The 25,690-nt window shown below is 61.8% G+C and carries 27 protein-coding genes and 1 tRNA gene; 9 read left to right on the top strand and 19 right to left on the bottom strand.

The annotated features are described in order from the left end of the window. Positions 1-5: 5 nt before the first annotated feature. The 9 genes from phnD to phnG form a co-directional block, all read right to left on the bottom strand. Positions 6-917 (bottom strand): phosphonate ABC transporter substrate-binding protein, encoded by a 912-nt coding sequence (gene phnD / locus OIU37_RS18970; protein ID WP_171602043.1) that lies wholly within the window; start codon positions 915-917, stop codon positions 6-8. 73 nt (positions 918-990) lie between these two features. Continuing rightward, the gene (gene phnC / locus OIU37_RS18965) at positions 991-1,833 is read right to left on the bottom strand and encodes a phosphonate ABC transporter ATP-binding protein (RefSeq protein ID WP_171602042.1); all 843 of its coding nucleotides are present in this window, start codon (positions 1,831-1,833) and stop codon (positions 991-993) included. A gap of 118 nt (positions 1,834-1,951) precedes the next feature. Beyond that, positions 1,952-2,569, bottom strand: a complete 618-nt coding sequence (locus OIU37_RS18960) for a DapH/DapD/GlmU-related protein (protein WP_264258380.1) — start codon at positions 2,567-2,569, stop codon at positions 1,952-1,954. Further along, entirely contained in the window at positions 2,566-3,273 is a 708-nt protein-coding gene (gene phnL, locus OIU37_RS18955; RefSeq protein WP_264258379.1) for a phosphonate C-P lyase system protein PhnL, read from the bottom strand. The genes OIU37_RS18960 and phnL overlap by 4 nt, the downstream gene beginning before the upstream one ends. A gap of 75 nt (positions 3,274-3,348) precedes the next feature. Beyond that, complete coding sequence (phnK, locus tag OIU37_RS18950; RefSeq protein ID WP_131629991.1) at positions 3,349-4,125, bottom strand: phosphonate C-P lyase system protein PhnK; 777 nt, start codon at positions 4,123-4,125, stop codon at positions 3,349-3,351. Beyond that, on the bottom strand, positions 4,122-4,997 hold the full coding sequence (locus OIU37_RS18945) for an alpha-D-ribose 1-methylphosphonate 5-phosphate C-P-lyase PhnJ (protein ID WP_180694151.1): 876 nt from the start codon (positions 4,995-4,997) through the stop codon (positions 4,122-4,124). The genes phnK and OIU37_RS18945 overlap by 4 nt, the downstream gene beginning before the upstream one ends. Beyond that, positions 4,994-6,100: a carbon-phosphorus lyase complex subunit PhnI gene (locus OIU37_RS18940; protein WP_264258377.1), complete on the bottom strand. Its 1,107-nt coding sequence runs from the start codon at positions 6,098-6,100 to the stop codon at positions 4,994-4,996. Before OIU37_RS18940 ends, OIU37_RS18945 begins: the two co-directional genes overlap by 4 nt. Before the next feature lie 4 nt (positions 6,101-6,104). Next, complete coding sequence (gene phnH / locus OIU37_RS18935; protein WP_264258376.1) at positions 6,105-6,713, bottom strand: phosphonate C-P lyase system protein PhnH; 609 nt, start codon at positions 6,711-6,713, stop codon at positions 6,105-6,107. Continuing rightward, complete coding sequence (phnG, locus tag OIU37_RS18930) at positions 6,713-7,189, bottom strand: phosphonate C-P lyase system protein PhnG (protein WP_264258374.1); 477 nt, start codon at positions 7,187-7,189, stop codon at positions 6,713-6,715. The genes phnH and phnG overlap by 1 nt, the downstream gene beginning before the upstream one ends. 119 nt (positions 7,190-7,308) lie before the next feature. On the opposite strand from phnG, the gene phnF reads away from it, so the two are divergent. After that, the gene (phnF, locus tag OIU37_RS18925; RefSeq protein WP_264258373.1) at positions 7,309-8,046 is read left to right on the top strand and encodes a phosphonate metabolism transcriptional regulator PhnF; all 738 of its coding nucleotides are present in this window, start codon (positions 7,309-7,311) and stop codon (positions 8,044-8,046) included. A 39-nt stretch (positions 8,047-8,085) separates the two neighbouring features. Here phnF and OIU37_RS18920 read toward each other — a convergent pair whose 3' ends face one another. From OIU37_RS18920 to mepA, 6 genes are all read right to left on the bottom strand, one after another. Then, entirely contained in the window at positions 8,086-8,721 is a 636-nt protein-coding gene (locus OIU37_RS18920; protein ID WP_072640036.1) for a 2,3-bisphosphoglycerate-dependent phosphoglycerate mutase, read from the bottom strand. A 21-nt stretch (positions 8,722-8,742) separates the two neighbouring features. Then, complete coding sequence (gene dapB / locus OIU37_RS18915; protein ID WP_264258372.1) at positions 8,743-9,567, bottom strand: 4-hydroxy-tetrahydrodipicolinate reductase; 825 nt, start codon at positions 9,565-9,567, stop codon at positions 8,743-8,745. Between the two features lie 15 nt (positions 9,568-9,582). Further along, complete coding sequence (locus tag OIU37_RS18910) at positions 9,583-11,370, bottom strand: ABC transporter ATP-binding protein (RefSeq protein WP_180694147.1); 1,788 nt, start codon at positions 11,368-11,370, stop codon at positions 9,583-9,585. A gap of 145 nt (positions 11,371-11,515) precedes the next feature. Then, the gene (locus OIU37_RS18905) at positions 11,516-12,541 is read right to left on the bottom strand and encodes a glucokinase (RefSeq protein ID WP_264258371.1); all 1,026 of its coding nucleotides are present in this window, start codon (positions 12,539-12,541) and stop codon (positions 11,516-11,518) included. A 17-nt stretch (positions 12,542-12,558) separates the two neighbouring features. After that, a complete protein-coding gene (locus OIU37_RS18900; protein WP_264258369.1) occupies positions 12,559-12,939 on the bottom strand; it encodes a methylglyoxal synthase in 381 nt (126 codons plus the stop codon). 86 nt (positions 12,940-13,025) lie between these two features. Continuing rightward, the gene (mepA, locus tag OIU37_RS18895; protein ID WP_240604334.1) at positions 13,026-14,102 is read right to left on the bottom strand and encodes a penicillin-insensitive murein endopeptidase; all 1,077 of its coding nucleotides are present in this window, start codon (positions 14,100-14,102) and stop codon (positions 13,026-13,028) included. A 262-nt stretch (positions 14,103-14,364) separates the two neighbouring features. Between mepA and OIU37_RS18890 the strand changes: the two genes are divergently transcribed. From OIU37_RS18890 to pncB, 7 genes are all read left to right on the top strand, one after another. Beyond that, positions 14,365-16,197, top strand: a complete 1,833-nt coding sequence (locus OIU37_RS18890) for an extracellular solute-binding protein (protein ID WP_264258368.1) — start codon at positions 14,365-14,367, stop codon at positions 16,195-16,197. Between the two features lie 150 nt (positions 16,198-16,347). Beyond that, positions 16,348-17,436: a microcin C ABC transporter permease YejB gene (locus tag OIU37_RS18885; protein WP_240604332.1), complete on the top strand. Its 1,089-nt coding sequence runs from the start codon at positions 16,348-16,350 to the stop codon at positions 17,434-17,436. Further along, positions 17,436-18,584 (top strand): ABC transporter permease, encoded by a 1,149-nt coding sequence (locus tag OIU37_RS18880; protein WP_168312747.1) that lies wholly within the window; start codon positions 17,436-17,438, stop codon positions 18,582-18,584. The genes OIU37_RS18885 and OIU37_RS18880 overlap by 1 nt, the downstream gene beginning before the upstream one ends. Beyond that, complete coding sequence (locus tag OIU37_RS18875; protein ID WP_264258366.1) at positions 18,581-20,218, top strand: ABC transporter ATP-binding protein; 1,638 nt, start codon at positions 18,581-18,583, stop codon at positions 20,216-20,218. Before OIU37_RS18880 ends, OIU37_RS18875 begins: the two co-directional genes overlap by 4 nt. Positions 20,219-20,226: 8 nt before the next feature. Further along, positions 20,227-21,186 carry a glyoxylate/hydroxypyruvate reductase A gene (locus tag OIU37_RS18870; protein WP_264258365.1) on the top strand — a complete coding sequence of 320 codons (960 nt, stop codon included), beginning with the start codon at positions 20,227-20,229 and terminating at the stop codon, positions 21,184-21,186. A gap of 87 nt (positions 21,187-21,273) precedes the next feature. Next, positions 21,274-21,621 (top strand): hypothetical protein, encoded by a 348-nt coding sequence (locus tag OIU37_RS18865; protein WP_171376577.1) that lies wholly within the window; start codon positions 21,274-21,276, stop codon positions 21,619-21,621. Positions 21,622-21,807: 186 nt separating this feature from the next. Beyond that, positions 21,808-23,112 (top strand): nicotinate phosphoribosyltransferase, encoded by a 1,305-nt coding sequence (gene pncB, locus OIU37_RS18860; RefSeq protein WP_180694140.1) that lies wholly within the window; start codon positions 21,808-21,810, stop codon positions 23,110-23,112. On the opposite strand, the gene OIU37_RS18855 is transcribed toward pncB, so the two are convergent. From OIU37_RS18855 to OIU37_RS18845, 3 genes are all read right to left on the bottom strand, one after another. Beyond that, on the bottom strand, positions 23,094-23,333 hold the full coding sequence (locus OIU37_RS18855) for a CrpP-related protein (protein WP_003544454.1): 240 nt from the start codon (positions 23,331-23,333) through the stop codon (positions 23,094-23,096). The two genes, pncB and OIU37_RS18855, sit on opposite strands and share 19 nt — an antisense overlap. Before the next feature lie 438 nt (positions 23,334-23,771). Beyond that, complete coding sequence (locus OIU37_RS18850) at positions 23,772-23,981, bottom strand: KTSC domain-containing protein (RefSeq protein ID WP_129422324.1); 210 nt, start codon at positions 23,979-23,981, stop codon at positions 23,772-23,774. 241 nt (positions 23,982-24,222) lie between these two features. Next, positions 24,223-24,843: an alpha/beta hydrolase gene (locus OIU37_RS18845; protein ID WP_264258364.1), complete on the bottom strand. Its 621-nt coding sequence runs from the start codon at positions 24,841-24,843 to the stop codon at positions 24,223-24,225. A 41-nt stretch (positions 24,844-24,884) separates the two neighbouring features. Between OIU37_RS18845 and OIU37_RS18840 the strand changes: the two genes are divergently transcribed. Next, on the top strand, positions 24,885-25,361 hold the full coding sequence (locus OIU37_RS18840; protein WP_264258363.1) for an Lrp/AsnC family transcriptional regulator: 477 nt from the start codon (positions 24,885-24,887) through the stop codon (positions 25,359-25,361). Positions 25,362-25,462: 101 nt separating this feature from the next. Here OIU37_RS18840 and OIU37_RS18835 read toward each other — a convergent pair. Further along, positions 25,463-25,552, bottom strand: a tRNA-Ser gene (locus OIU37_RS18835). Positions 25,553-25,690: the final 138 nt, after the last annotated feature.

Genomic DNA, 25,690 nt, shown 5'->3' with positions numbered 1-25,690 from the left:
GAGGATCAGCCGCCGATGACGGCCTTACGGGCGTCGATGATCGTCTGGTAGAAGCTCTGGTCGACCGGCGCCCAGTCAACGTAGCCGCCGCCCGTGAACGATTCGAAGCAGCTCTTGTCCGTCTTCGGCAGTTCGGCGAAGTAGGTGGTAACCTTCTTCTGGAGGTCGGCCGGCAGCTTCTGGGAAACCATCAACGGGCCGTTCGGGATGAGCGGCGACTTCCAGACTTCGACGATATCGTCCATGTCGAGCAGGCCCTTGGTGACCATCTGGTGCAGATTTCCGGAGGTGTAGCCCTGCGCCCAGTCGCCTTGGCCGGAACCGAAGGTGGTACCGACGTCGAACTTCTTATCGAGAACGCCGAGAACGAGGTTCTCGTGGCCGCCGCCAAAGCCGGTTTCAGAGAAGTACTGCTTGACTGGAGCACCGGTGTCCTTCGGAAGGGCAACGTTCGGAACAAGGTAGCCGGAGGTAGAGTCCGGATCGGCGAAGCCGAGCTTCTTGCCCTTGGCGTCGGCGAGCGTCTTGATGCCGGAATCCTTGCGGGCAACCATAATCGAGTAGTAGCCGGTCGAACCGTCGGCCTGCTTGGTGGTCAGAACCGGAGTGACGGCGTTCGGATCCTTGATATAGACCGCGGCGTAAGAGGCGGCGCCCATGACGGCGAGGTCGATCGTGCCGCCGAGGAGACCCTGAATGACGCCGTTGTAGTTCGGCGACGGGAAGAGCTGGACTTCGGAGACGCCGGTGGCGGCGATCAGGCCCGGCTTGACGCACTCGGTGCGGCGAACCTGGTCGGCTTCGTTTTCACCGCCATCGAGACCGATGCGGAGGACCTTGACGTCCTGGGCAGCGGCATTGCTGGCGAGGGCGGCGACGGCGATGGTTGCCATCAGGATCTTGCGGAATGCAGACATGGAAGTCTCCTTTTGTGACGTGGTTTGTTTGTCAGTTAGTTTTCCGACCGTTGTCCCGTCGGCCGGAAACGGGTCAGTGCACGGCGGCGGCTTTGGCCACCATGCCGGATGAGACGTCCTCGGCGCGGCGCTTGGATTCGAGGCTGGTCGAGGTCATCGTTTCGTCGATGCCGGCGCCGTCCTTGTCCGTCCCGTAGATTTCCTTCACCGCTACGGCCGTCAGCTCCGAGGGCTGGCCGTCGAAGACGACGCGGCCGCCGGCCATGCCGACGATGCGCTCACAATAGTTGCGGGCGGTATCGAGCGTGTGGAGGTTGGTGATGACGGTGATGCCTTCGCGCTCGTTGATGTCGCGTAGCGCATCCATGACGATCTTGGCGTTCAGCGGATCGAGAGAGGCGATCGGCTCGTCGGCGAGAAGCATCTTCGGGTTCTGCATCAGCGCGCGGGCGATCGCCACGCGCTGCTGCTGGCCGCCGGAAAGCGTGCCGGCTGCCTGCAGCGCCGTCTGCTCGATGCCGAGGCGTTCGAGTGCCGCGATGGCATGGACGCGTTCCTCGCGGGTGAAGATGTTGAGCAGGCTCAGAAGTGTCGAGCGATGATTGAGGCGGCCGAGCATGACATTGGTGAGAACGTCGAGGCGCGGCACCAGATTGAACTGCTGGAAGATCATCGCGCAGTCGCGCTGCCAGTTGCGCAATGCCTGGCCGCGAAGCCCGGAGACCTCGACGCCGGCGAAATGAACGGAGCCGGAGCTCGGCTCCTGAAGGCGGTTGATCATGCGTAAGAGCGTCGACTTGCCGGCGCCGGAGCGGCCGATGATGCCGACCATCTGGCCCTGGGGAATGGCGAGCGTAACGGAATCGACAGCGAGCTTTTTTCCGAAACGACGTGTGACATTCTTCAGCTCGAACATCATGCTCTTCCCTTGCGATCCAGGCCTTGATCAGCATCGCATTAGTCCCGCTTGATGAACCTCGCATGTCATATTTGTGTAAGTCCTGTCACAATTCTTCGCCCCTATATCGGGGGTTTTAACCGCCGTAGCGGGACAGGAAATCTTCCGCGTTAAGGTTGCGAAAATCCTCGAGCGCCTGGCGCAGCCGGTCGTGCTCCCAGTCCCACCACGAAAGCCTGTCCATCCGTTCTCCGACCTCTCTTGGAAAGCGCTCGCGGATGAGTTTGGCCGGTACGCCGCCGACGATCGCATAGGGCGCGACGTCCTTTGAGACGACGGCGCCGGCCCCGATCACCGCGCCGTTGCCGACGTTGACGCCGGGCAGGATGGTCGCGCCGTGACCGATCCAGACGTCGTTGCCGATCGTCACGCGGTTTGCGCGCCGCCAGGCGAAAAAGTCCGTTTCCATGTCGCCGTCCGGCCAGTAGTCGGCGGCGCGATAGGTGAAATGGTGCAGTGTTGCGCGCCAGGTCGGATGGTTGGTGGCGTTGATGCGCACGGCGGCGGCGATATTGACGAACTTGCCGATCGTCGCACACCAGACCGAGCCGTCCTGCATGATGTAAGAGTAGTCGCCGAAGGTGGCCTCGCTGATGCGGCAGCGTTCAGAGACCTCCGTATAGCGCCCGAAAGTGGATTCGCTGACGGAGGCCGTTTCATGAAAGTAGGGCTCGATGCCCAGCTTGCGGCTCATGCAGCGATCTTTCTGGGTGAGAATTGCTGGACTTCGAGGATACGGTCGGCGACGGCTTCGCGCACTTCTTCGTCGTGGAAGATGCCGAGAAGGGCCACACCCGCCTTCTTCTTTTCCGCGATCATGCCGACGACGACGGCACGGTTCCTGGCATCGAGCGAGGCTGTGGGCTCGTCGAGAAGCAGGATCGTGTGCTCGGTGATGAAGCCGCGTGCGATGTTGACGCGTTGCTGCTCGCCGCCGGAGAAGGTGGCGGGCGGAAGCTGCCAGAGCGTTTCCGGCAGATTGAGCCTGGCAAGCAGGGCGCCCGCCTTTTCCCGTGCCGTGACGGCGTCCTCGCCGCGTGCGACCAGCGGTTCGGCAACCACGCCGATCGCCGCGACGCGCGGCACGGTGCGCAGGAACTGGCTGACATAACCGAGCGTATTGCGGCGGACGTTGAGAACGGTGCGCGGATCAGTGGAAGCGAGATCGACGATGCGTCCGTCGTGGCGAATGAGGATCTGGCCGGTGTCGACGGCATAGTTGCCGTAGATCATCTTGAGCAGCGAACTCTTTCCAATGCCCGATGGGCCACCGAGCACGACGCATTCGCCTGACGCAACCGAGAAGGCGACGTCGGAAACGACGGGTAGCTTGATGCCGTCGCGCAGATGCATGGTGAAGCTCTTCGAGACTTCGGAAACGACGAGGGGCGTTGCCATGATTTCTTCTTCCTTGGTTTCGGACCCACAGCGCCGCGCGAGACGCGCAAAGGACGCTGTAACATTTCGAATTGCTCAGACCTGCAGGATCGAGGAGACGAGCAGCTGCGTATAGGGTTCGCGCGGGTCGTCGAGCACGCGGTCGGTGAGCCCGTGCTCGATGACGTAGCCGTCCTTCATCACCATCATCCGGTGTGACAACAGGCGGGCGACGGCGAGATCATGGGTGACGATGATGGCCGAGAGACCGAGATCGTTGACGAGGCCACGCACGAGATCGAGCAGGCGCGCCTGCACCGAGACGTCGAGGCCGCCGGTCGGCTCGTCCATGAAGACGAGGCGTGGGCCGGTGACCAAGTTGCGGGCGATCTGCAGTCGCTGGCGCATGCCGCCGGAAAAGGCGCGCGGCTGGTCGTCGATGCGGTCGGCGTCGATCTCGACACGTTCGAGCCAGTCGATCGCCGAAGCACGGATCTTGCCGTAGTGCCGGTCGCCGATCGCCATCAGCCGTTCGCCGACATTGGCCCCGGCAGAGACGGTCATGCGCAGGCCGTCGGCCGGGTTCTGGTGAACGAAGCCCCAGTCGGTGCGCATCAGGAAACGCCGCTCGGCCTCGTTCATACGATAGAGGTCGCGGTAGCTGCCGTCGCGCATGTGATATTCGACGCTGCCGGTGCTCGGCAGCAGCCGGGTGGAGAGGCAGTTGAGCAGCGTCGTCTTGCCGGAGCCGGACTCGCCGACGATGGCGAGCACTTCGCCGGGCCAGAGCTCGAAGGAGACGTCTCGGCAGCCGATGCGGTTGCCGTAGAATTTCGAAACGTCGCGGACTTTGAGAAGCGGAGTATCGCTCATTCTGCAGCCTCCCGGGCCAGCATCTCGCCGGCATGGCCGTGCGCGCGGCGGTCTTCGCAATGATCGGTGTCGGAGCAGACGAACATGCGCCCGCCCTTGTCGTCGAGAACCACTTCGTCGAGATAGACTTCCTCGGCGCCGCAAAGGGCGCAGGGTTTATCGAAACGCTGGATATCGAAGGGATAATCCTCGAAATCCAGGCTGACGACGTCGGTATAGGGCGGCACCGCATAGATGCGCTTCTCGCGCCCGGCGCCGAAGAGCTGCAGCGCGTCCGACATATGCATCTTCGGATTGTCGAATTTCGGCGTCGGCGACGGGTCCATGACATAGCGGCCATGGACCTTCACGGGATAGGCGTAGGTCCGCGAGATGCGGCCGTTGTGGGCGATGTCCTCATAGAGCTTTACATGCATCAGGCCGTATTCTTCGAGAGCGTGCATCTTGCGCGTCTCGGTCTCGCGCGGCTCGAGAAAACGCAGCGGCTCGGGGATCGGCACCTGGTAGACGAGCACTTGGCCGGGTCCGAGCTTTTCTTCGGGAATGCGGTGGCGCGTCTGGATGATCGTTGCAACCTTGGTATGCGTCGTCACCGCGACATTGGCGACCTTCTGGAAGAAGGCGCGGATGGAAACGGCGTTGGTCGTATCGTCGGCACCCTGATCGATGACTTTGAGCACGTCGTCCGGTCCGATGATTGAGGCCGTCACCTGCACACCGCCGGTGCCCCAGCCATAGGGCATCGGCATTTCGCGCGAGGCGAAGGGCACCTGGTAGCCGGGTATGGCGATCGCCTTCAGGATGGCGCGGCGGATCATCCGCTTGGTCTGTTCGTCGAGATAGGCGAAGTTGTAGCTGGCCAGATCGGTCATTCGGCGGCTTCCTTCATGTCTTCGCCACCGTTGCGGGCGGCTTCGAATTCGCGGCGCATGCGGCGGACGAGATCGAGTTCGGCCTGGAAGTCCACATAATGCGGAAGTTTCAGATGCTCGACGAAGCCCGTCGCCTGGACGTTGTCGGAGTGCGAGATAACGAATTCCTCGTCCTGTGCCGGTGCGGTGATATCCTCGCCGAGCTCTTCGGCTCGAAGAGCCCGGTCGACGAGCGACATCGCCATCGCCTTGCGCTCGCTCTGGCCGAAGACCAGGCCGTAGCCGCGGGTGAATTGCGGCGGCGCCTTGGCCGAACCCTTGAACTGGTTGACCATCTGGCATTCGGTGATCTGGATCGTGCCGAGCGAGACGGCGAAACCGAGTTCCGGCACATCGAATTCCACCTCGACCTCGCCGATGCGGATTTCGCCGGTGAAGGGGTGGTTGCGGCCATAGCCGCGCTGGGTGGAATAACCGAGCGCCAGTAGAAAACCCTCGTCGCCGCGGGCAAGCGCCTGCAGGCGGAGATCCCGGGTCATCGGGAATTCCATCGGCTCGCGGGTCAGGTCGCCGATTTCGTGATCTTCCGGCATGTCGCCGTCGGCCTCGATCAGGCCCTCTTCGCCGAGAATCTCGGAGACACGCATGACACGGCCGGTCTCGGCGGCGCGCTGAGCGGGCGTCTCGACCGCCTCGTCCGAAAGCAGCGAGGGATCGAGCAGGCGGTGGGTATAGTCGTAGGTGGGCCCAAGAAGCTGGCCGCCCGGCAGATCCTTGTAGGTCGCCGAAATGCGGCGTTCGATCGTCATCTCAGCTGTGTCGAGCGGCTTGGAATAGCCGAAACGCGGCAGTGTCGTGCGGTAGGCGCGCAGCAGGAAGATCGCCTCGATCATGTCGCCCCGCGATTGGCGGACGGCAAGTGCGGCGAGCGTGCGGTCGAAAAGCGAGGCCTCGGCCATGACGCGGTCGACGGCGAGCGCCAGCTGCGCCACGATCTGGTCGATGCCGATCGCCGGCAGCGAACGGTCGCCGCGGCGGCGGTCGGCCAGCAGGCGGTGGGCATTGGCGATGGCGGTCTCGCCACCCTTGACGGCAACATACATGAGCTCAGATCTCCGTTGCTGTGATCTTGGTGGTGCGCGGCAGGCAGAGGAAACGCTTGCCCGCCGTCAGCACGATGTCGACGCCGCGCGGAAAGAGCGCACGGTTCTCGGTCCAGAGCCGCAGGAAGGTCTCCGGCAGGCCGGTAGGCGCGATCTCCGTCACGCTCTGGATGCCCGGACCCATCAGCGCCAGCCTGCGGCCGCCCTCGAGTTCGGCGAGTTCGATGATGAGGGTGGTCGAGCGATCGGGATATTCCTGCGTACCTGATGCAAAGAGGCCGAAGGAGGAAAGGGCGATGCCGGCCTCGGTGAAGGCAAAACGCGCTTCGGCTTTTTCGCCGGTCAACGGCGCGCCGGTATGGAAGCCGAGCCACTCCGGCACGGCGGATTTCGCCAGTCCCTGGGAAAGCCAGACGGGCGTGTCGTGGTCGCAAAGCGTCAGCGCGATGGTGCCGGCGGCGATGCCGAGCGGTGCCGGCGGAGCGACGTCGGGCTGAACCGTCTGGATCGTGCCGGGGCGGGCCATGCCGTCCATCAGCATCTTGAAGACGCTCTGGGCATGGAAGACCGGCTCGGCAAAGCCGCCGGTCAGAGCTTCTGTCTTCAGGCCCATCAGTTATCTCCCCGCACCATGGTGAAGAAATCGACGCGGGTTGCCGCCGTCTCGTCCGCCTTGCGGCGTTCGGCATCGGCGATCCGTTCGGCAATCGGTAAAAGCAGCGCCTGTTCGACGAAATCCTTCGTCGCCTCCTCCTGCCAGAGCGCGTCGAAGATCGCCGCAAGCCGGGCCTTTTCGCGGTCGGTGCCGAGCGCCTGTGCATGGCCGACCGAGCCGGAGTCGAGCCGGACCGTCGCCCGCGTCACGGTCACTTCGCCCAGATTGAAGGGAGCTCCGCCGCCGCCGATGCGCCCACGCACCATCACCAGCCCGGTCTCCGGCCCGCGCACCGGATGCGCCGCGGGCTTTTGCGGCAATGCGTCCCAGACCGCCTGGAGTTCGCTGCGCTCCGCGCGCGCCAGCAGATCGGCGGCGCGTTTGCGCCCGGATGCCGTCTGTGACGCAGCGTCTGTCCTGTCCGCTGATATCATCGCCGCTTCCCTTAAAATGTCTATTGATATAGACAACCATACAAGATACACTTAGCTCTAAATCGATGCCGTGACAAGCGTGTGACATTGTCGGGGTGAAATGGCAGAGCAGGGTTGGAATGGCGGGATTGAACCAGGTGCAAAGGCAAACCGGCGTGGCGCTCTGGCGTCAGATCGCCGATCGGATTCGTGAGGCGATCAGCACCGGAGCCTATGACGAAACGGGAATGGTGCCGCCGGAAACGGTCCTGGCCCTGCAATTCGGTGTCAACCGGCATACCGTGCGCAGCGCTTTGGCGGCATTGGCGCAGGAGGGGATCGTGCGTGCGGTGCAAGGTCGCGGCACGATGATCGAACGCAAGGAGCGGCTGAATTTCCCGATCACCCGCCGCACGCGTTTTACCGCCGGCATCGGCGATCAGGCGCGTGAAATGCGCGGCCTTCTGCTCGATGAGGCGAAGGAGGAGGCGAGTGCCGAGATTGCCCGCTGGCTGGGCCTGAAGCCGGGAGAACAGGTGATCCGCCTGGAAACATTGCGCCAGGCAGACAAGCGGCCGGTTTCAAGGGCGACGAGCTGGTTTCCCGCCAAGCGCTTTGCCGGTATCGGCGAGGCCTATCGCAAGCGGGAATCGATCACCAAGGCCTTCGCGGAGCTGGGTCTGGCGGACTATATCAGGGCGACCACCGAGGTGACGGCCGCCCATGCCGATGCAGCCGATATGGCCGATCTCGAACTCACCCCCGGCGCGATCCTGCTGATCGCCAAGGCGATGAATACCGATCTCGACGGCGTGCCGGTGCAATATTCGATCAGCCGCTTTGCGGCCGACCGGGTGCAGTTCACGATCGAGAACTGAGCGCCTTTCCCCGCCGTAGCGGGGAAAGATCAGCTGAGATCAATGTGCGCCCGACATGTCGCCGAGCACTTCTTTGGAAGCGACGGTAGAATCCGCCTTCAGTGTGTAGACCATCGGCACGCCGGTCGCGAGGTTGAGGGCGAGCACACCTTCTTTGCTCAGCTTGTCGAGCACCATGACAAGTGAACGCAGCGAATTGCCGTGTGCGGCGACCAGCACCTTCTCGCCTCTGAGCACGCGCGGCAGGATTTCGGTGAGGTAGTAGGGCCAGACGCGGGCGCCGGTGTCGCGCAGACTTTCACCGCCGGGAGGCGGCACGTCATAGGAACGGCGCCAGATATGCACCTGTTCCTCGCCCCATTTGGCGCGTGCATCGTCCTTGTTGAGGCCGGAGAGATCGCCGTAGTCGCGCTCGTTCAGCGCCTGGTCGCGGATCGTCAGGAGATCGGGCTGGCCGACCTTGTCGAGGATGAGCTTCAGCGTGTGCTGCGCACGCACCAGCACCGAGGTATAGGCGACGTCGAATTTGATACCGTATTCGGCGAGCGCCGCGCCGCCTGCATTGGCTTCCTGGATGCCGAGCTCAGTCAGATCGGGATCTTTCCAGCCGGTGAAGAGATTCTTCAGGTTCCAGTCACTCTGGCCGTGGCGAACGAGGACGAGGGTACCGCTCATGAATATGCCTCCGTAGTATCGTTATGAGGAAGAGAGCCCGAGCACGTCGAGCATGGAATAGAGACCCGGCTTCTTGTCACGCGCCCAGAGGGCCGCCTTGATGGCGCCGCGCGCAAAGATCGAGCGGTCGGCCGCACTGTGCGAAAGGGTGACGATTTCACCTTCGCCGGCAAAAAGCACGGAATGCTCGCCGATGACGGAGCCGCCGCGCAGCGTCGCAAAGCCGATCGTACCCGCCTCGCGGGCCCCGGTATGGCCGTCGCGCACCCGGACCGACTTCGAAGCAAGATCGATGCCGCGCCCTTTTGCCGCGGCGTCGCCGAGGAGAAGGGCAGTGCCGGAGGGCGCATCCACCTTGTGCTTGTGGTGCATTTCCAGGATCTCGATGTCCCAGTCGACAGAATCGAGCGCACGCGCTGCCTGCTCTGCGAGCACGCCAAGCAGGTTGACCCCGAGGCTCATATTGCCCGATTTGACGACGCGCGCATGCCGGGCCGCCGCGGCGATCCTGGCATTGTCGTCGTCCGAACAGCCGGTCGTGCCGATCACATGGACGATGCGGGCTTGCGCGGCGAGGCCTGAGAATTCCACCGTTGCGGCAGGCGAGGTGAAGTCGAGCACGCCTTCGGCATGCAGGAAGGCCTGGAGCGGGTCGTCGCCGATGACGACGCCGGTCGGGCCGAGACCGGCGATTTCGCCGGCATCCTTGCCGACGAAGGGCGAGCCGGCGCGCTCGACCGCAGCATGCAGCCTGACGCCCTCGATGGAATGGATGAGCCGGATCAACGTCTGCCCCATGCGTCCTGCTGCGCCAACCACCACCAGTTTCATCGCAGCATCGCTCATGTCAGTCTCGCCAGATCAGTTTGAATCGGAGGCCGAAGGCCTCTGCAGATTGTTGAGGCGAGCGTAAAGACCGTCGCTGACCTTCGCAAGCGTCTCGTGATTGCCTTCCTCGACGACGCGGCCCTGCTGCATGACGACGATCTTGTCGGCCCGCACCACGGTCGAAAGCCGATGGGCGATGACGACGACGGTGCGTCCGGTCATCGCCTCGTCGAGCGCCTTCTGCACGGCGGCTTCGGATTCGGTGTCCAGGGCCGACGTCGCCTCGTCGAGAAGCAGGATCGGCGCATTGCGCACCAAAGCGCGCGCGATCGACAGCCGCTGGCGCTGGCCGCCCGAAAGCGTCACGCCGTTTTCGCCGACCGGCGTCTCGTAACCCTGCGGCTGTGCCGAGATGAAGTCATGCGCATAGGCAAGCCGGGCCGCCTCTTCCACCTCGGCATCGGTCGCTTCCGGCCGGCCATAGCGGATATTGTCGCGGATCGTGCCTTCGAACAGATAGGGCTGCTGCGAGACATAGGCGAGCTGCTGGCGCAGCGACTTCTTGGTGATGTGGGCGATGTCCTGTCCGTCGATCAGGATTTCGCCCTCGCGCGGATCGTAGAAGCGCGGAATGAGGCTGATGACGGTGGATTTGCCGGCACCTGAAGGGCCGACCAGCGCTGTGGTCGCGCCGCCCTCGGCGATGAAACTGACGCCGCTGAGTACGCTCTCATTGCCGTAGGCGAAGGACACATTGCGGAATTCGATCCTCGCCTGCGTCACCGTCAGCGGCCGGGCATCCGGCAGGTCGCGCTGGCGCGGTTCCATGTCGAGCAGTTCATAGATCATCCGCGCATTGACGACGGCGCGCTCCATCTGCACCTGCAGGCGGGCAAGCCGGCGGGCCGGGTCATAGGCAAGCAGCAGCGCCGTGACGAAGGAGAAGAAGGCGCCCGGCGGTACATTGTAGTAGATCGAGCGGTAGGCGGCATAGGCAAGCACGCTGGCGACGGCAAAACCTGCGAAGCTTTCCGTCAGCGGAGACGTGCGTTCGGAAAGCCGGGCAATCCGGTTGGCCCGGCTTTCGGCGCCTTTGATCAGTTTGTTGACCTTGCGCTCCAGTTCTTCTTCCATCGTGAAGGCTTTCACGATGGCGATGCCCTGGATCGTCTCCTGCATGGCGCCGAGAACATGGCTGTTCAGATGCACGGCCTCGCGGGTGGCCGAGCGCAGCCGCTTGGAAACATAGCGCAGTGCATAAAGCAGCGGCGGCGCCATGATGAACACGGCAAGGCTGAGCAGCGGATCCTGGATGATCATCACGGCGAGCAGCGAAACGAAGGTCAGCAGGTCGCGCACCGTCGAGGTGATCGTCAGGTTGAGCACGTCGCGGATGCCGCTGACATTCTGGCTTACCTGCGCGGCGATATGGGCCGAGCGCGCCTCGCTGAAGAAGCCGACCGAAAGCGTCATCAAATGCGCATAGAGCCGGCGCTGGTAGCGGGCGACGATATCGTTGCCGACCCTGGAAAGCGCCACCGCCTGGCCATAGCTCGCAAAACCGCGCAGCACGAAGGCGATGAAGATCGAAAGACAGATGATCCAGACGACGTCGGCGCGGCGATTGGCGAAGGCCTCGTCGATGATCGCCCGCATGATCCAGGCGGTGAATGCCGTCGAAAGCGCCACCACGATGAGGCAGGCAATCGCAAAGACATAGCCCCAAAGATGATCGCGGCCGTTTTCAGCGATGATGCGCTTCAGGATGCCGGTTACGGTATCGCTGCTGACGCTCTGCGTTCTGCTTTCCGCCGCTTCCAAATAGGGTTTCCTGTCTCGGGCCAAGCGCCCCGTGAGGGCGACACGCACTTTTGCCGGGGTCTATAAAGAGTTGGGATTGGTTTGGCTAGAGCGCCGCGCCTCCGGATAGGAGGTGCCAATGACGCTCTATTGTTCTGCGCCGGGCTCAGCGCCGCCAGCGGCGGCCCTCGGTCGAGACGCCGAAATTCGCCGGCATGCGCGCATAGGAGGAAAGTCCGGCGAGCGCTGCCAGTGGATGTGTCACCACATAGGTCGGGATGGTGCGAAGTAGCGCCGTATGCGGCGCCTTGTCCTCGAAGGCGATGCGGAATTCCGGTCTCTTCAGCGCCGGGAGGATCTTCTGCGAGATGCCGCCGGAGAGATAGACGCCGCCGCGCGCCATGAACACCATCGCCATGTCTCCCGCCACGCGGCCGAGATAGGTGGCAAACAGCGAGACGGTCTCTACCGCCGCCTTGTCGCTGCCGGCAAGCGCGTGCGAGGTGATGTCGGCCGGATCCCTCATCGTCGGCTCGATGCCGTCGACCATGCAGATGGCATGGTAGAGGTTGACGAGGCCGCGCCCGCAGAGGATCTGCTCGGCCGAAACGCGGCCTTCGATCGTCTCGATATGCGGGAAGATGTCATAGTCGCGCTTGCTGCGCGGCCCGAGATCGACATGGCCGCCTTCGCCGGGAACCGGGATCCAGCTGTGCTGGGCATGCACGAGCCCGCCGACGCCGAGGCCGGTGCCCGGTCCGAGCACGACGCGCGACGCGATCATGTCGCCGGTGGCGTCGCCGATGCGTTCGCGGTTTTCATCCGAAAGCGCGGCAATTGCCAGCGCCTGCGCCTCGAAATCGTTGACGACGAGCACATCCTCCATGCCGAGGCCCTCGATCATCGTCTTTGGCCGCACCACCCAGTCGCAATTGGTCAGCGGGATCTCGTCGTCGTTGATCGGGCCGGCGACGGCGAGGATCGCCGAGCGCGGCTGCACGGCGGTTTTGTCGAGCACGCCTTGCTGGATCGCTTCGTCGATCGTGGCGAAATCCGCCGTGCGCACGTTCGGAAACTGCTTCGGCTCGGCATAGGCATCGGTGAGGATGGAGAAGCGGGCATTGGTGCCGCCGATATCGCCGATCAGGATCGGGAAAGGCAGCGGAGCGGTGCTGTTGTTCGGTTTTGGCATGGCCGGTTCCGTGCTGATCAGGCTTTAAGTGTGGGAAGAAGTTTTATAGCGGTCGCGTGGTTGAGCGCCATCGGAATATCGTAGACGATCGCCAGCCGCATCAGCGCCTTTACGTCGACATCGTGCGGCATCGGGGTCAAGGGGTCGACGAAGAAGATCAGGGCGTCGACCTCGCCGGTCGAAATCAGCGCGCCGATCTGCTGGTCGCCGCCGAGTGGGCCGCTTTTCAACCTGACGACGTTAAGATCGGGAGCGGCGTCGAGCACCCGCCCGCCGGTCGTGCCCGTCGCGACGATCTTCCAGCGCGAGAGAATGTCCCGGTTGGCGCGGGCGAACGCTGCCATGTCGTCCTTCTTCTGGTCATGCGCGATCAGCGCAAGGCATTTGCCGCCGGCCATGAAGTGAATCTCCGCCCCAACAATTCAATCGATTTGACCGCTGTATACCAACAGCTTGCGATTTGAAAGACAGTGCATCCGCCCCTTCATTGGATCGCCGGCTTGTCGTTCGGAACCGGGCCGACATCCGGTAACGCCTCATCAGTGTCATCAGCCGACGCGGCTGGCGGAGCGGCGGCGAGCGCGCTTGCGGCGGAGGGTCCACCATAGGTGGCGGCCTGCATCGAAGCAACGGAAGCGGCGTTGAGCACGGCGGCGCAAGCGTTGGGCAGATCGGTGACCATCATCTCACGCGGCGGCTTCGGCGGCTTGGCGCCGGGCTTGGGCGGTTTCGGCGGCGCCCAAGGCGCCGGCGTGAACCAATAGGCGAGCGACTTGTCGCAGCCGTCGCCGGCGGGGACAGGAGCTTGCGGCGTGCATCCGGCAGCGCCCGGCGGGCATTTGATGCGGATGTGGAAATGCGAGTCATGGCCGTATATCGGCCGGAGTTTGCCAAGGTTGGTGCGGTCGCCGGCCCAGGTGTCGCACATCTTCTTCTTGATCGCCGGATTGACGAAGATGCGCTCCACTTCGGGATAGCTCGCCGCGAGCATCAAAAGCCGCGCGCGCGATTCTGTCCATACCTTGGGGTTGACGGTGAGGAACTTGTCCTTCTGCAGCATGCTGGTGAAGGGCAGGTCCTCGCGTTCCTGGGCCGTCATGCGGCGCGCCGGCATCGGGCTAAACCAGATATCGGCATCGAGGCCGATCTGGTGCGAGGAATGGCCGTTGAGCATCGGCCCGCCGCGTGGTTGCGCGATATCGCCGACAAGGATGCCGGGCCAGCCGGCATATTTGACCGCATCCTGCGAAAACCGCTCCAAGAGCGCGATCATCGCCGGATTGCCCCAGCGACGGTTGCGCGAAAGCCGCATCGCCTGCCAGGTCGGGCCATCGGTCGGCAGCGCCACCGCACCCGTCATGCAGCCCTTAGCATAGAAGCCGATCGGCTGCGCTGGCCCCCGCGTCGGCAGGCCGGCGCCGCCGAACAGCGCCTTGGCGCTGCCTGGGCTTGGCGTCTTCTGCTCAGCGCCGACGTCGCCAGCGGCAAGGCCTGCGCCGATCGCGCCGGCAAGCGCCAGTGTGCCTAATGTCCTGAAAGCCTGGGCGAAGCCGAAAGCCATGCTGTTCCCTTAATTCGATGTCGAAGTGATTTGCACTCGAATCTATCCTGAAAAGCGATTTTGGTGAATCGATGATTTGCCGGACGGCCGCAGGAAGGGCCGGTGACGGAAGACCGCAGCGCCTCAGGCATTGACAGGAGCTGACCTTTGACAGGAGCTGGCGGCTCAAAATTTCGCGAGCCCGGCAAAAACCAGACTCTCTCCTGTTTTTCGCCCCTATTTCTCGTATTGTCGTATCCATCAATATTCAGGGGAAGCGTGAATGACGACTCTGTGGTCGAAGATCGGTTTGTTTCTGTCGCTTGCGGGGGCCCTGGCGCCAATGACGGCAACGGCTCAGGACCAGCCGTTTCTGATCGGAAGCTCGGTCATCAGCGAGATGAAGTACAGGCCGGGCTTTGCGCACTTCGACTACGTCAATCCCGATGCTCCGAAAGGCGGAGATCTGCGCCTCTCCGCAAGCGGCGCCTTCGACACCTTCAACCCGCTGCTCGCTAAAGGCCAGGCGGCAGTGGGCTTGACGCTCGTTTACGACACGCTGATGAAGCCCGCCGACGACGAGCTGCTCGTCTCCTACGGTCTGCTTGCCGAAGGGCTGTCTTTTCCCGCCGACGTCTCGAGCACGACCTTCCGCCTGCGCAAGGAAGCGAAATGGGCGGATGGTCAGCCGGTAACGCCCGAGGATGTCATCTTCAGCCTGGATAAGACGAAGGAACTGAATCCCATCAGCGCGAACTACTACCGGCACGTGGTGAAGGCCGAGAAGACCGGCGAACGCGACGTGACCTTCACTTTCGACGAAAAGAACAACCGGGAGCTCCCGAATATTCTCGGTCAGTTGGTGGTCGTGCCGAAACATTGGTGGGAGGGGCAGGGACCAGACGGCAAGCCACGCGATATCTCAAAGACGACGCTCGAGCCGGTGATGGGTTCGGGACCTTACAAGATTGCTTCCTTCTCGCCCGGCGCGACGATCCGTTATGAACTGCGTGACGATTATTGGGGTAAGAACCTCAATGTAAATGTCGGCCAGAACAATTTCCGCAACGTCATCTACACCTATTTTGGTGATCGGGACGTCGAGTTCGAAGCCTTTCGCGCCGGCAATAGCGACTACTGGCAGGAGACCACGGCTGCCCGCTGGGCGACGGGATATGATTTCCCCGCGGTGAAGGAAGGACGTCTCAAGAAAGAGGAGGTTGCAAACCCGCTGCGCGCCACCGGCATCATGCAGGCTCTCGTGCCCAACATGCGACGTGACCTCTTCAAGGACATCAGGGTCCGCGAGGCGCTGAACTATGGACTGGATTTTGAGGAGCTGAACCGCACCGTTGCCTTCAACAGCTACAAGCGCATCGACAGTTATTTCTGGAATACCGAACTCGCCTCCTCCGGCCTTCCACAAGGTAGAGAACTGGAAATTCTGCAGGGCATGAAGGATAAGGTTCCGCCCGAAGTCTTCACGGCGCCCTATGCCAATCCTGTCGGAGGCGATCCGCAAAAGAGCCGCGACAATCTCCGCAAGGCGATTGCGCTTCTGAAAGAAGCCGGCTGGGAGCTCAAGGGCAATCGCATGGTCAATACCAAGACTGGCCAGCAGATGAGTTTCGAGATCCTGTTGTCCAGCCCCATACTGGAGCGCTGGGCGGTGCCCTATGCCAGCAATCTCAGGAAAATCGGCATAGATGCGCGCGTGCGGACGGTCGATGCCTCGCAAAACGTCAACCGCGAACGCAGTTTCGACTTCGACATGATCTGGAATGTCTGGGCGCAGACGATGAACCCCGGCAACGAACAGGCCGACTATTGGGGATCTGGTTCGGTCAATCAGCAGGGGTCTCATAATTACGCGGGCATCGCCAATCCGGCCGTCGATGAACTCATCCGCATGATCATCTTCGCGCCGAACCGCGATGAACAGGTCGCGGCGATCAAGGCGATGGACAGGGTACTGCTTGCAAACCATTACGTCATCCCGCTGTTCTACCGCGGTACCCAGAACATCGTCTATTGGAACACGATCACCCATCCCGCCGAATTCCCGGCCTATAGCCTGGGCTTCCCGGATGCCTGGTGGTCGACCTCGGCGAAATGAGCGGGCTTGCATTGAAGGCGGCCTCGGCTCCAAATGGCGCAAGCGAATCACGACAAGCCGGTACGGCCGGCAAGGGAAGGCTGGCGGATTGAGCAGCATCGGACTGGACGGCAGGCAGACAAGAAGAAGATTTCCGGAGGCTGAAGGCTGATGGGCGCCTATGTCATTCGCCGCCTGCTTCTGATGATACCGACCATCGTCGGCATCATGGCGATTTCCTTCATCGTCATTCAATTCGCACCGGGTGGCCCGGTCGAGCAAGTGATCGCCCAATTGACCGGCCAGGCCGATGGCGCCGATCAGCGCCTGTCCGGTGGCGGTGACCTGATGGGTGACGGAGGAGGGGACGAAGGCTCCAGATATCGCGGCGCCCAAGGGCTCGATCCGGAACTGATCGCCAAACTCGAAAAACAGTTCGGCTTCGACAAGCCGCCGCTGACGCGCTTCGGCGAGATGATGTGGAATTACATCCGCTTCGATTTCGGCGAGAGTTTCTTCCGCAACACATCCGTGCTCGAACTCATCAAGGAGAAGCTTCCGGTATCGATCTCGCTCGGCATCTGGATCCTGATCTTCTCCTATGCCATTTCCATCCCGCTCGGCATCCGCAAGGCAGTCAAGGACGGATCGACCTTCGACGTCTGGACATCGGGCGTCATCGTCGTCGGTTATGCCGTGCCGAGCTTCCTCTTCGGCATCCTGCTGATCGTGCTTTTCGCCGGCGGCTCCTTCTACGACTGGTTTCCGCTGCGCGGCCTGGTCTCCGACAATTTCGATCAGCTCGCCTGGTGGCAGAAGCCGCTCGATTATTTTTGGCACCTCACCCTGCCACTGATTTCGCTTTCGCTCGCAGCCTTCGCGACGACGACCCTGCTGACCAAGAATTCCTTCATCGAGGAAATCAAGAAGCAGTATGTCGTCACCGCCCGCGCCAAGGGTCTGAATGAGCGGCAGGTCCTTTACGGCCATGTTTTCCGCAATGCCATGCTGATCATCATCGCCGGCTTCCCCGGCGCCTTCATTTCCGCCTTCTTCACCGGATCGCTGCTGATCGAAAATATCTTCTCGCTCGATGGCCTCGGCCGTCTCGGTTATCTCTCGGTAGTCAACCGGGATTATCCGATCGTCTTCGCCACGCTCTACATCTTCTCGCTGCTCGGTCTGTTCGTCAGCTTGATTTCCGACCTGATCTACACCTGGATCGATCCGCGCATCGATTTCGAGCGGAGGGATGTCTGATGGACGCCGCCGCAAATCCTGTCACTGCAACCCCCGTCAAGCCGCCGCGCAAGGGGCTGCTATCGCCAACGAACATCCGTCGCTGGAAGAATTTCCGGGCGAACGGCCGCGGCTACTGGTCGCTGTGGCTTTTCCTGCTGCTGTTCGGGCTCAGCCTGTTTGCAGAATTCCTTGCCAACGACCGGCCGGTCATCGCCTCCTACAAGGGCGAAATCCTCTTTCCCGTGCTGATCGACTATCCCGAGGAGAAGTTCGGCGGCTTCCTGGCAGAAACCGACTACCGCTCCTCCGTCATTGCCGACGAGATCAACGCCAATGGCTGGATGATCTGGCCGCCGATCCGTTATTCCTACCGCTCGGTCAATTCGAACATTCCGCATTCGGCGCCGACCGCCCCGTTCTGGCTGATGACGAAAGAGGAGCGTTGCTCCGGCTATCCGCAAGGAATGAACGATCCCGCCTGCACTCTCGGCAATCTCAACTGGCTCGGCACCGACGACCAGGCCCGAGACGTGCTCGCCCGCGTCATCTATGGATTCCGCATATCGGTGCTCTTCGGCCTGGCGCTCACCATCTGCTCGGCGATCATCGGCGTCACGGCAGGTGCGGTGCAGGGCTATTTCGGCGGCTGGACCGACCTCTTGCTGCAGCGTTTCATCGAAATCTGGTCGTCGATGCCAGTGCTTTACATCCTGCTGATCATCGCCGCCATTCTGCCGCCAGGCTTCTTCGTGCTGCTCGGCATCATGCTGCTCTTTTCCTGGGTCGGTTTCGTCGGCATCGTGCGCGCCGAATTCCTGCGCGCCCGCAATTTCGAATATGTCCGCGCCGCCCGTGCGCTCGGCGTCAACAACCGCACCATCATGTGGCGGCACATGCTGCCGAACGCCATGGTCGCGACACTGACCTTCCTGCCCTTCATTCTGTCCGGATCGATCACGACGCTGACTTCGCTCGATTTCCTCGGCTTCGGCATGCCGCCCGGCTCCCCTTCGCTCGGCGAGATGATCGCCCAGGGCAAGACCAACCTGCAGGCGCCCTGGCTCGGGCTGACGGCCTTCTTCACCATGTCGATCATGCTTTCCCTTTTGATCTTCATCGGCGAAGCCGTGCGCGATGCCTTCGATCCAAGGAAGACGTTTCAATGAGTGGCATGACAGAACCGCTTCTTTCCGTCCGCGATCTCTCGGTTGCCTTTCATCAGGGCGGCGAAACTTCGCTCGCCGTCGATCACATTTCTTTCGATATCGCCAAAGGCGAAGTCGTGGCGCTCGTCGGCGAATCCGGCTCCGGCAAATCGGTCTCGGCTAACTCGATCCTGCGGCTTTTGCCCTATCCCTCCGCAAGCCATCCCTCCGGCGAAATCCTGTTCAAGGGCAAGGACCTTCTGAAGGCGTCGGAGCGGGCCCTGCGCGAGGTGCGCGGCAACGACATCACCATGATCTTCCAGGAGCCGATGACCTCGCTCAATCCGCTTCATACGATCGAGAAGCAGATCGCCGAGATCCTCGCCCTACACCAGGGGCTCACCGGCCAGGGGGCGCGTGAGCGCGTGCTGGAACTGTTGAATCAGGTCGGCATCCGCGAACCGGAAAAGCGGCTGAAGGCCTATCCCCACGAACTGTCAGGCGGCCAGCGCCAGCGCGTCATGATCGCCATGGCGCTCGCCAACCGGCCGGAGTTGCTGATTGCAGACGAGCCGACCACGGCGCTTGACGTCACCGTGCAGGCGCAGATCCTCGAATTGCTGCGACAGTTGAAGGCCGTCCACGGCATGTCGCTGCTGTTCATCACCCACGATCTCGGCATCGTGCGCAAATTCGCCGATCGGGTCTGCGTCATGACCAAGGGCAAGATCGTCGAAACCGGGACGGTCGCGGAGGTCTTCGCCAATCCCAAGCACGACTATACCCGCCACCTTCTCGCTTCCGAACCGCGTGGCGAGCCGCCGCTTGCCGATCCGTCGAAACCATTGGTGATGGAAGGTTCGGATATCCGCGTCTGGTTCCCGATCAAAGCAGGGCTGATGCGTCGGGTCGTCGATCACGTCAAGGCAGTCGACGGCATCGATCTTTCGCTGCGCGCCGGCCAGACTCTCGGCGTCGTCGGCGAGTCCGGTTCCGGTAAGACCACGCTTGGCCTGGCCCTCACCCGGCTGATCTCCTCGCAAGGGCGAATTGCCTTTGTCGGGAAGGATATAGCCGGCTATTCATTCAGCGAGATGCGGCCGCTGCGCAACCAGCTGCAAGTCGTCTTCCAGGATCCCTATGGGTCGCTCAGCCCCCGCATGTCGGTCGGCGATATCGTCGCCGAAGGGCTGAAGGTGCATGAGCGCTCCCTGACATCGGAAGAGCGTGACCAGCGCGTCTGCTGGGCGCTGGAGGAAGTGGGTCTCGATCCCCTGACCCGCTGGCGTTATCCGCACGAATTCTCCGGCGGCCAGCGCCAGCGCATCGCCATCGCCCGGGCCATGGTGCTGAAACCGCGCTTCGTCATGCTCGACGAGCCGACCTCCGCGCTCGACATGAGCGTGCAGGCGCAGGTGGTCGATCTCCTGCGCGATCTGCAGAAGAAGCATGACCTCGCCTATCTCTTCATCAGCCACGACCTGAAGGTGGTGAAGGCGCTCGCCAACGACGTCATCGTCATGCGTTTCGGCAAGGTGGTGGAGCAGGGACCGTCCTCGGAAATCTTCCGCGCGCCGAAGGACGATTACACCCGGGCGCTGATGGCCGCCGCTTTCAACATCGAGGCGGTGCCGACACCCGCCGTACAGCAATAAAGAAGATCATGCCCGCAAGTTCTCCCGTTCTCGTCGACATCAAGTTCAATCCCGAAGGCGTCGCCCGCGTGCTGAAGACCGCCTTTGCCGACCGCGGCAGCATCAATCTTGCCGATCCGGCCGATCGGTCGCGCGATCTCCGCGAGGTCGAATACGCGCTTCTCTGGAAGCCCGATGCCGATCTTTTCGTGCGGGCGCCGAACCTCAAGGTCATTTTCTCGGGCGGCGCCGGCGTCGACCACATCATCGGCATGGACGGCCTGCCTGAGATCCCGATCGTCCGCTTCGTCGACCGCAGCCTGACGACTCGCATGAGCGAATGGGTGGTCATGCAATGCCTGATGCATCTGCGCGGCCAATACGCCCATGACAGCCACCAGCGGCAGCGTGAATGGGCCAAGCTGATCGCGCCGGAGGCGGCGGAAGTGACGGTCGGCGTCATGGGTCTCGGTATTCTCGGGCAGGATGCCGTCGCCAAGCTGAAAGTGATGGGGTTCAACGTCATCGGCTGGTCGCGCAGCCGCAAGCAGATCGACGGCGTCGAAACCTTCGATGCCAGCGGGTTGGACAGCTTCCTCGCCAGGACCGATATCCTCGTCGGCCTGCTGCCGCTGACGCCTGAAACATCAGGCTTCTATGACGCCGGGCTGTTTGCGAAGCTGCGCCGCAACGGCGCGCTCGGGCAGCCGGTCTTCATCAATGCCGGCCGCGGTAATAGCCAGGTCGAGGCCGATATCGTGTCCGCCATCCGTAACGGCACCCTCGGCGGCGCTTCCCTCGATGTCTTCGAGGCCGAGCCGCTTGCCGCCGACAACCCCTTGTGGGAATTGCAGAACGTCTTCATCACGCCGCACGACGCGGCAGTCTCAGAAGAAAACGCGCTGTTCCGTCATGTCGAGACGCAGATCGCCCGCTTCGAGCGCGGCGAGCCGCTACAATTCGTGGTCGACCGCGCCGTCGGCTATTGAGCTTTCGGAACCTTCCAGACAGCCACCCGTTTCCTCTGCGAAAATCGTCGCGGCCGTATCGGCCCGTCAAGACAGCGGAAGGAGACGATGATGGCCCATCAGACCGAAACGCGCTGGGAAAAGTCGGATGGAAAGCTTCACAAGGAAGAGCAGATCCCGCCCGTGAAGGCAAGGCAAGGACGCATGGGTTATCGCATCCTGACGGTGCTGATCGTCGCGCTGGTGCTTGCCTTCGTGGTTTGGATCCCGGTCGAAATCTGGGGTAGTCGTGAGGCCGACGAAGTGGCACCGCAACAGCCGGGTCAGCAGCTCCAGTCGCAGCAGCCTGCTCCGGCTCCCGCGCCGACGCTACAAAACGGTACTGCCGTACCAACCGAAACGCCGAACACCACGCCGGCCGCTCCGAATGTGGCGCCTGCAACTCCGGCCCAATAATCGTAAGCAAATCATGTTCACGTCCCGCCGCCACACCGCGGCGGGACGTTCATCGTTTTGTCTGGACTTTAGCCTCCGATTTTTCGATAAGAAGGCGCACGAGCCGGTTTTGTGCGCCGGCTGGGAACTTGGCAGTGCCCAGGATTTTGGCAGCACCTGACCGGAGTGGACAGGGGCGGGAGTTTGATGGCCAGGACCGATATTGCAAGACGCGTCTACAATCACGCCTGGAAACTCGATCCGATCATCCGCAGCCTGATCGATACCGACTTCTATAAGCTCCTGATGTTGCAGATGATCTGGAAGCTTTATCCGGACGTGAACGCTTCCTTCACCCTCATCAATCGTACCAAGCGGGTACGTCTGGCCGAGGAGATCGACGAAGGCGAGTTGCGCGAGCAACTCGATCATGCCCGCACGCTGAGACTTTCCAAGAAGGAGATGATCTGGCTTGCGGGTAACAGCTTCTATGGTCGCGCGCAGATCTTCGAACCGGAATTCCTTGCGTGGCTTTCCAATTTCCAGCTTCCCGAATACGAGCTGTCGAAGAAGGACGGGCAATATGTGCTGGATTTCCACGGATCGTGGAAGGAAACCACCATGTGGGAAATCCCGGCGCTCGCCATCGTCAACGAGCTGCGCTCGCGCTCGGCGATGAAGGCGCTCGGTCCCTTCACCCTCGATGTGCTCTATGCGCGCGCCAAGGCGAAGATGTGGTCGAAGGTCGAACGGCTGAAAGAACTGCCGGGCCTACGCATCTCCGACTTCGGCACCCGTCGCCGGCACAGTTTCCTCTGGCAGCGCTGGTGCGTCGAGGCGTTAAAGGAAGGCATCGGCCCGGCCTTTGCCGGTACCAGCAACGTATTGCTGGCGATGGATTCCGATCTCGAGGCCGTCGGCACCAATGCTCACGAGCTGCCGATGGTGGCCGCCGCCCTTGCCGAAACCGATGAGCAGCTGCGCAACGCCCCCTACAAGATCCTGCGCGACTGGAACAAGCTCTATGGCGGCAACCTTCTGATCGTTCTGCCGGATGCCTTCGGCACCGCCGCCTTCCTGCGCGACGCGCCGGAATGGGTCGCCGACTGGACCGGCTTCCGTCCGGACAGTGCTCCGCCGATCGAAGGCGGCGAAAAGATCATCGACTGGTGGAAGAAGATGGGCCGTGATCCGCGCCAGAAGCTGCTGATCTTCTCCGACGGCCTCGATGTCGACGCCATCATCGATACCTACCGGCATTTCGAAGGCCGCGTGCGCATGAGTTTCGGCTGGGGCACGAACCTGACGAACGATTTTTCCGGCTGCGCGCCGATCGAGATCTCCGGCCTCAACCCGATCTCCGTTGTCTGCAAGGTCAGCGACGCCAACGGCCGTCCGGCGGTGAAGCTCTCCGACAACCCGCAGAAGGCGACCGGCGACCCGGCCGAAGTCGAACGCTACCTGAAATTCTTCGGCGCCGAGGACAGGATCGATCAGACCGTTCTGGTGTAGGTCTGGGCCAATGTGCCGCTATCCCGGGGCATATTGATGTGCCCCGCCATCGCATCCTCGATCGACCAACCGAAGCGCCAGGCGTCGAACATCGAGTACCATTCCTGAAAATCGGCGATCGGCAGGATATCCGGCTTCGACATCGGATTGTCGGCCAGGCTGCGGCCACGCGCACGGTCCCGTGCGCCACGTTCCTGCATCTCAAGCAGATTCTCGAACATCATCACCCCCGGTCCTATCCGATAGCTTTATGCAATCATGCTAATAAAGCATTGTCGAGTCCGGATGTGATGATTCGGGTTTTTCACAGGATTAGCCCCAATGCGTTAGTCCGTTGATGGAGACCGGAGTCCGCGGAGCATCATGCGATCTCAATTAAACAAGAGGAGCAGAGGGCTCTGAAACCCACTTATGCGTTTCGCCACTACGCTCCACCCAAGCATGCCGTGACGGGGAGGCCCGGCTTCCTGGCTGGGGTCCGCCACCGAGCCTCCCGGCTGGCCGACTTTGAACCAGCCGGCAGCACCGACAAACTGCCGCCTTCCGGCAGGCGTGATCCAACCCAGATGATATCGATGGCTAACAACAAGTTAATATCCACCGGCATCGTCCCGATCTTACGCAATCCTGCAACGTAGGCTGGCGGCATTCCTGGGGTTTCAGGCAGCCAACCTGCGAAACCGGGTTCTGATCCGGTCGAGATAATAATGGCCGGGAGACGGCGCCACCGTCATCGCATGGGCTTCCGAGGAGGGAACGCCTTCAAACAGACGCTCCTCGCCATTCTTGAAACAAATCCTGAGCCGCCCGTCTTCCTGGCTGAAATAGACGGATTTGATGATCTTCGACTGTACCGAAAGTTCTTCCACCTGTTTTACCTCTGTTTTTTTAAATTTGGCAGACGGTAAACCCAAACGTGCAAAGAGGCGGTGAAGCCGCATGGTAAAAATTCAGGAATCTTTCGACGCTTTAGAACTCGCCGCGCCCGAGCGACGGGTTCGATGAGCCTCGAACCCACGCTTGCGAGCGGGCTTTCGTTGCTCCGTCTCGACGCGTCCAGCACAGGAAAAGGCCTGTTTTGGCCGTTTGATCGTGAACTCGAAAACAAGATCAAGCCCGATCAGATCTTGCCAATCCGGCGGAGAACGCCGTCAGCAAGGCCTTTCCCTGGCCCCAGTCCTCAAGGCCACTTTGCCCGTTGACATGGCCGAAAGAACCGATCGCGACAAGACCGCTGCCCCACAGATCGGCTCGCGCATGGGCATGGTCGAGCGTGCCGAAAGGATCATCGGCGCTTGCGATAATCAGAGTGGGGAAGCGCAGCTTTTGCGACGGCGCATCGGCGAATCCGGCCGCCTCCTTGGGGAATGAAGCGGACTGCGGATCCGGGACTGCCACAAGAAACGCTCCGGCAACGGCAAGCGAAGAAACCTGCTGCCAATGAGCGACCAGCAGACAGGCAAGGCTGTGGGCGACCAGCAGGGGAGGGGTTGCCGATGCGCCGACGGCGCGCTCCAGGGCTGAAATCCAGTCCGCCAGGTCGGGTTTTTCCCAATCGGCTGGTTGAAAACGCCGCATTTCCGGGTTCGACCTTTCCCAGCGTGTCTGCCAATGAGCCTCGCCCGAACCGCCGATCCCCGGCAATATGATGATGTCCTTCATGTCTTTTCCTCTGATCATCCGCGCCGGTGAAAATGATGGACTTTCATTTGCTTCGGAATGAATGATCATCGGAAAACCGCGTCCCTCTCCGATGATTTTAAGGTGATCCCATGGTTTTTCAGGAAAACAATCGGGTACTGCTCGATCCAACCGATATCGCCATTATCGAAGCGATGCAGGAAAATGGACGCATTGCGATTTCCGAACTCGGTCGACGGGTCGGACTCTCTCAGCCGGCAGCATCGGAACGGGTCAAGCGGCTGGAAGACCGCGGCATCATTGTCGGTTACTCCGCCCGTATCGACCCCACCGCTTTGGGAATTGGAATGACGGCTGTGCTTCGCTTGCGCACGACGCATGAGCATATCAAGGCCTGTCTGAAACAGTTCGCGGAGATGCCGCAGGTCATGGAAGTATTGCGCCTCACCGGAGAGGACTGTTTTCTTTTGAAGGTGCTGGTTCCGTCGCCGGGAGAACTGGAAACGATCGTTGACACGATCGCGCGTTTTGGAGCCGTGACGACCTCTCTGGTGTTGCGCGGCGAGAATCCGAAGCCGATTGGACGCGCCCTGCTGCAGCGCCCTTGAGAATATGCGGACGACCGGTTTGTTCCAGCGAAGCGTGCCGCCAAAAACGCTTCCGCGTCCCGCTCTCGATACGGTTTGAATCAATATTGAGAATGAGGGTATGGCGGACAGGGTGGGATTCGAACCCACGGTACGCTTTCACGTACACACGCGTTCCAGGCGTGCGCCTTAAACCACTCGGCCACCTGTCCTTTTTTGGCGTTCGCGCCTAGGATAGGAGCAAATCGTCGGAACGGCGCGATATATACCGATGAATTTTTGTCGATCAACCGAAATCTAACAGTTTTTTGACTTCTTCCGATAAAACTCGCCTCGGCCACTCCATTGTG

Source organism: Rhizobium sp. BT-226 (assembly GCF_025847085.2).
In the GTDB taxonomy this organism is placed as follows: domain Bacteria; phylum Pseudomonadota; class Alphaproteobacteria; order Rhizobiales; family Rhizobiaceae; genus Rhizobium; species Rhizobium sophorae.
The sequence above is the reverse complement of the archived record's forward strand: the minus strand, read 5'-3'. Positions and strand labels throughout refer to the sequence as shown.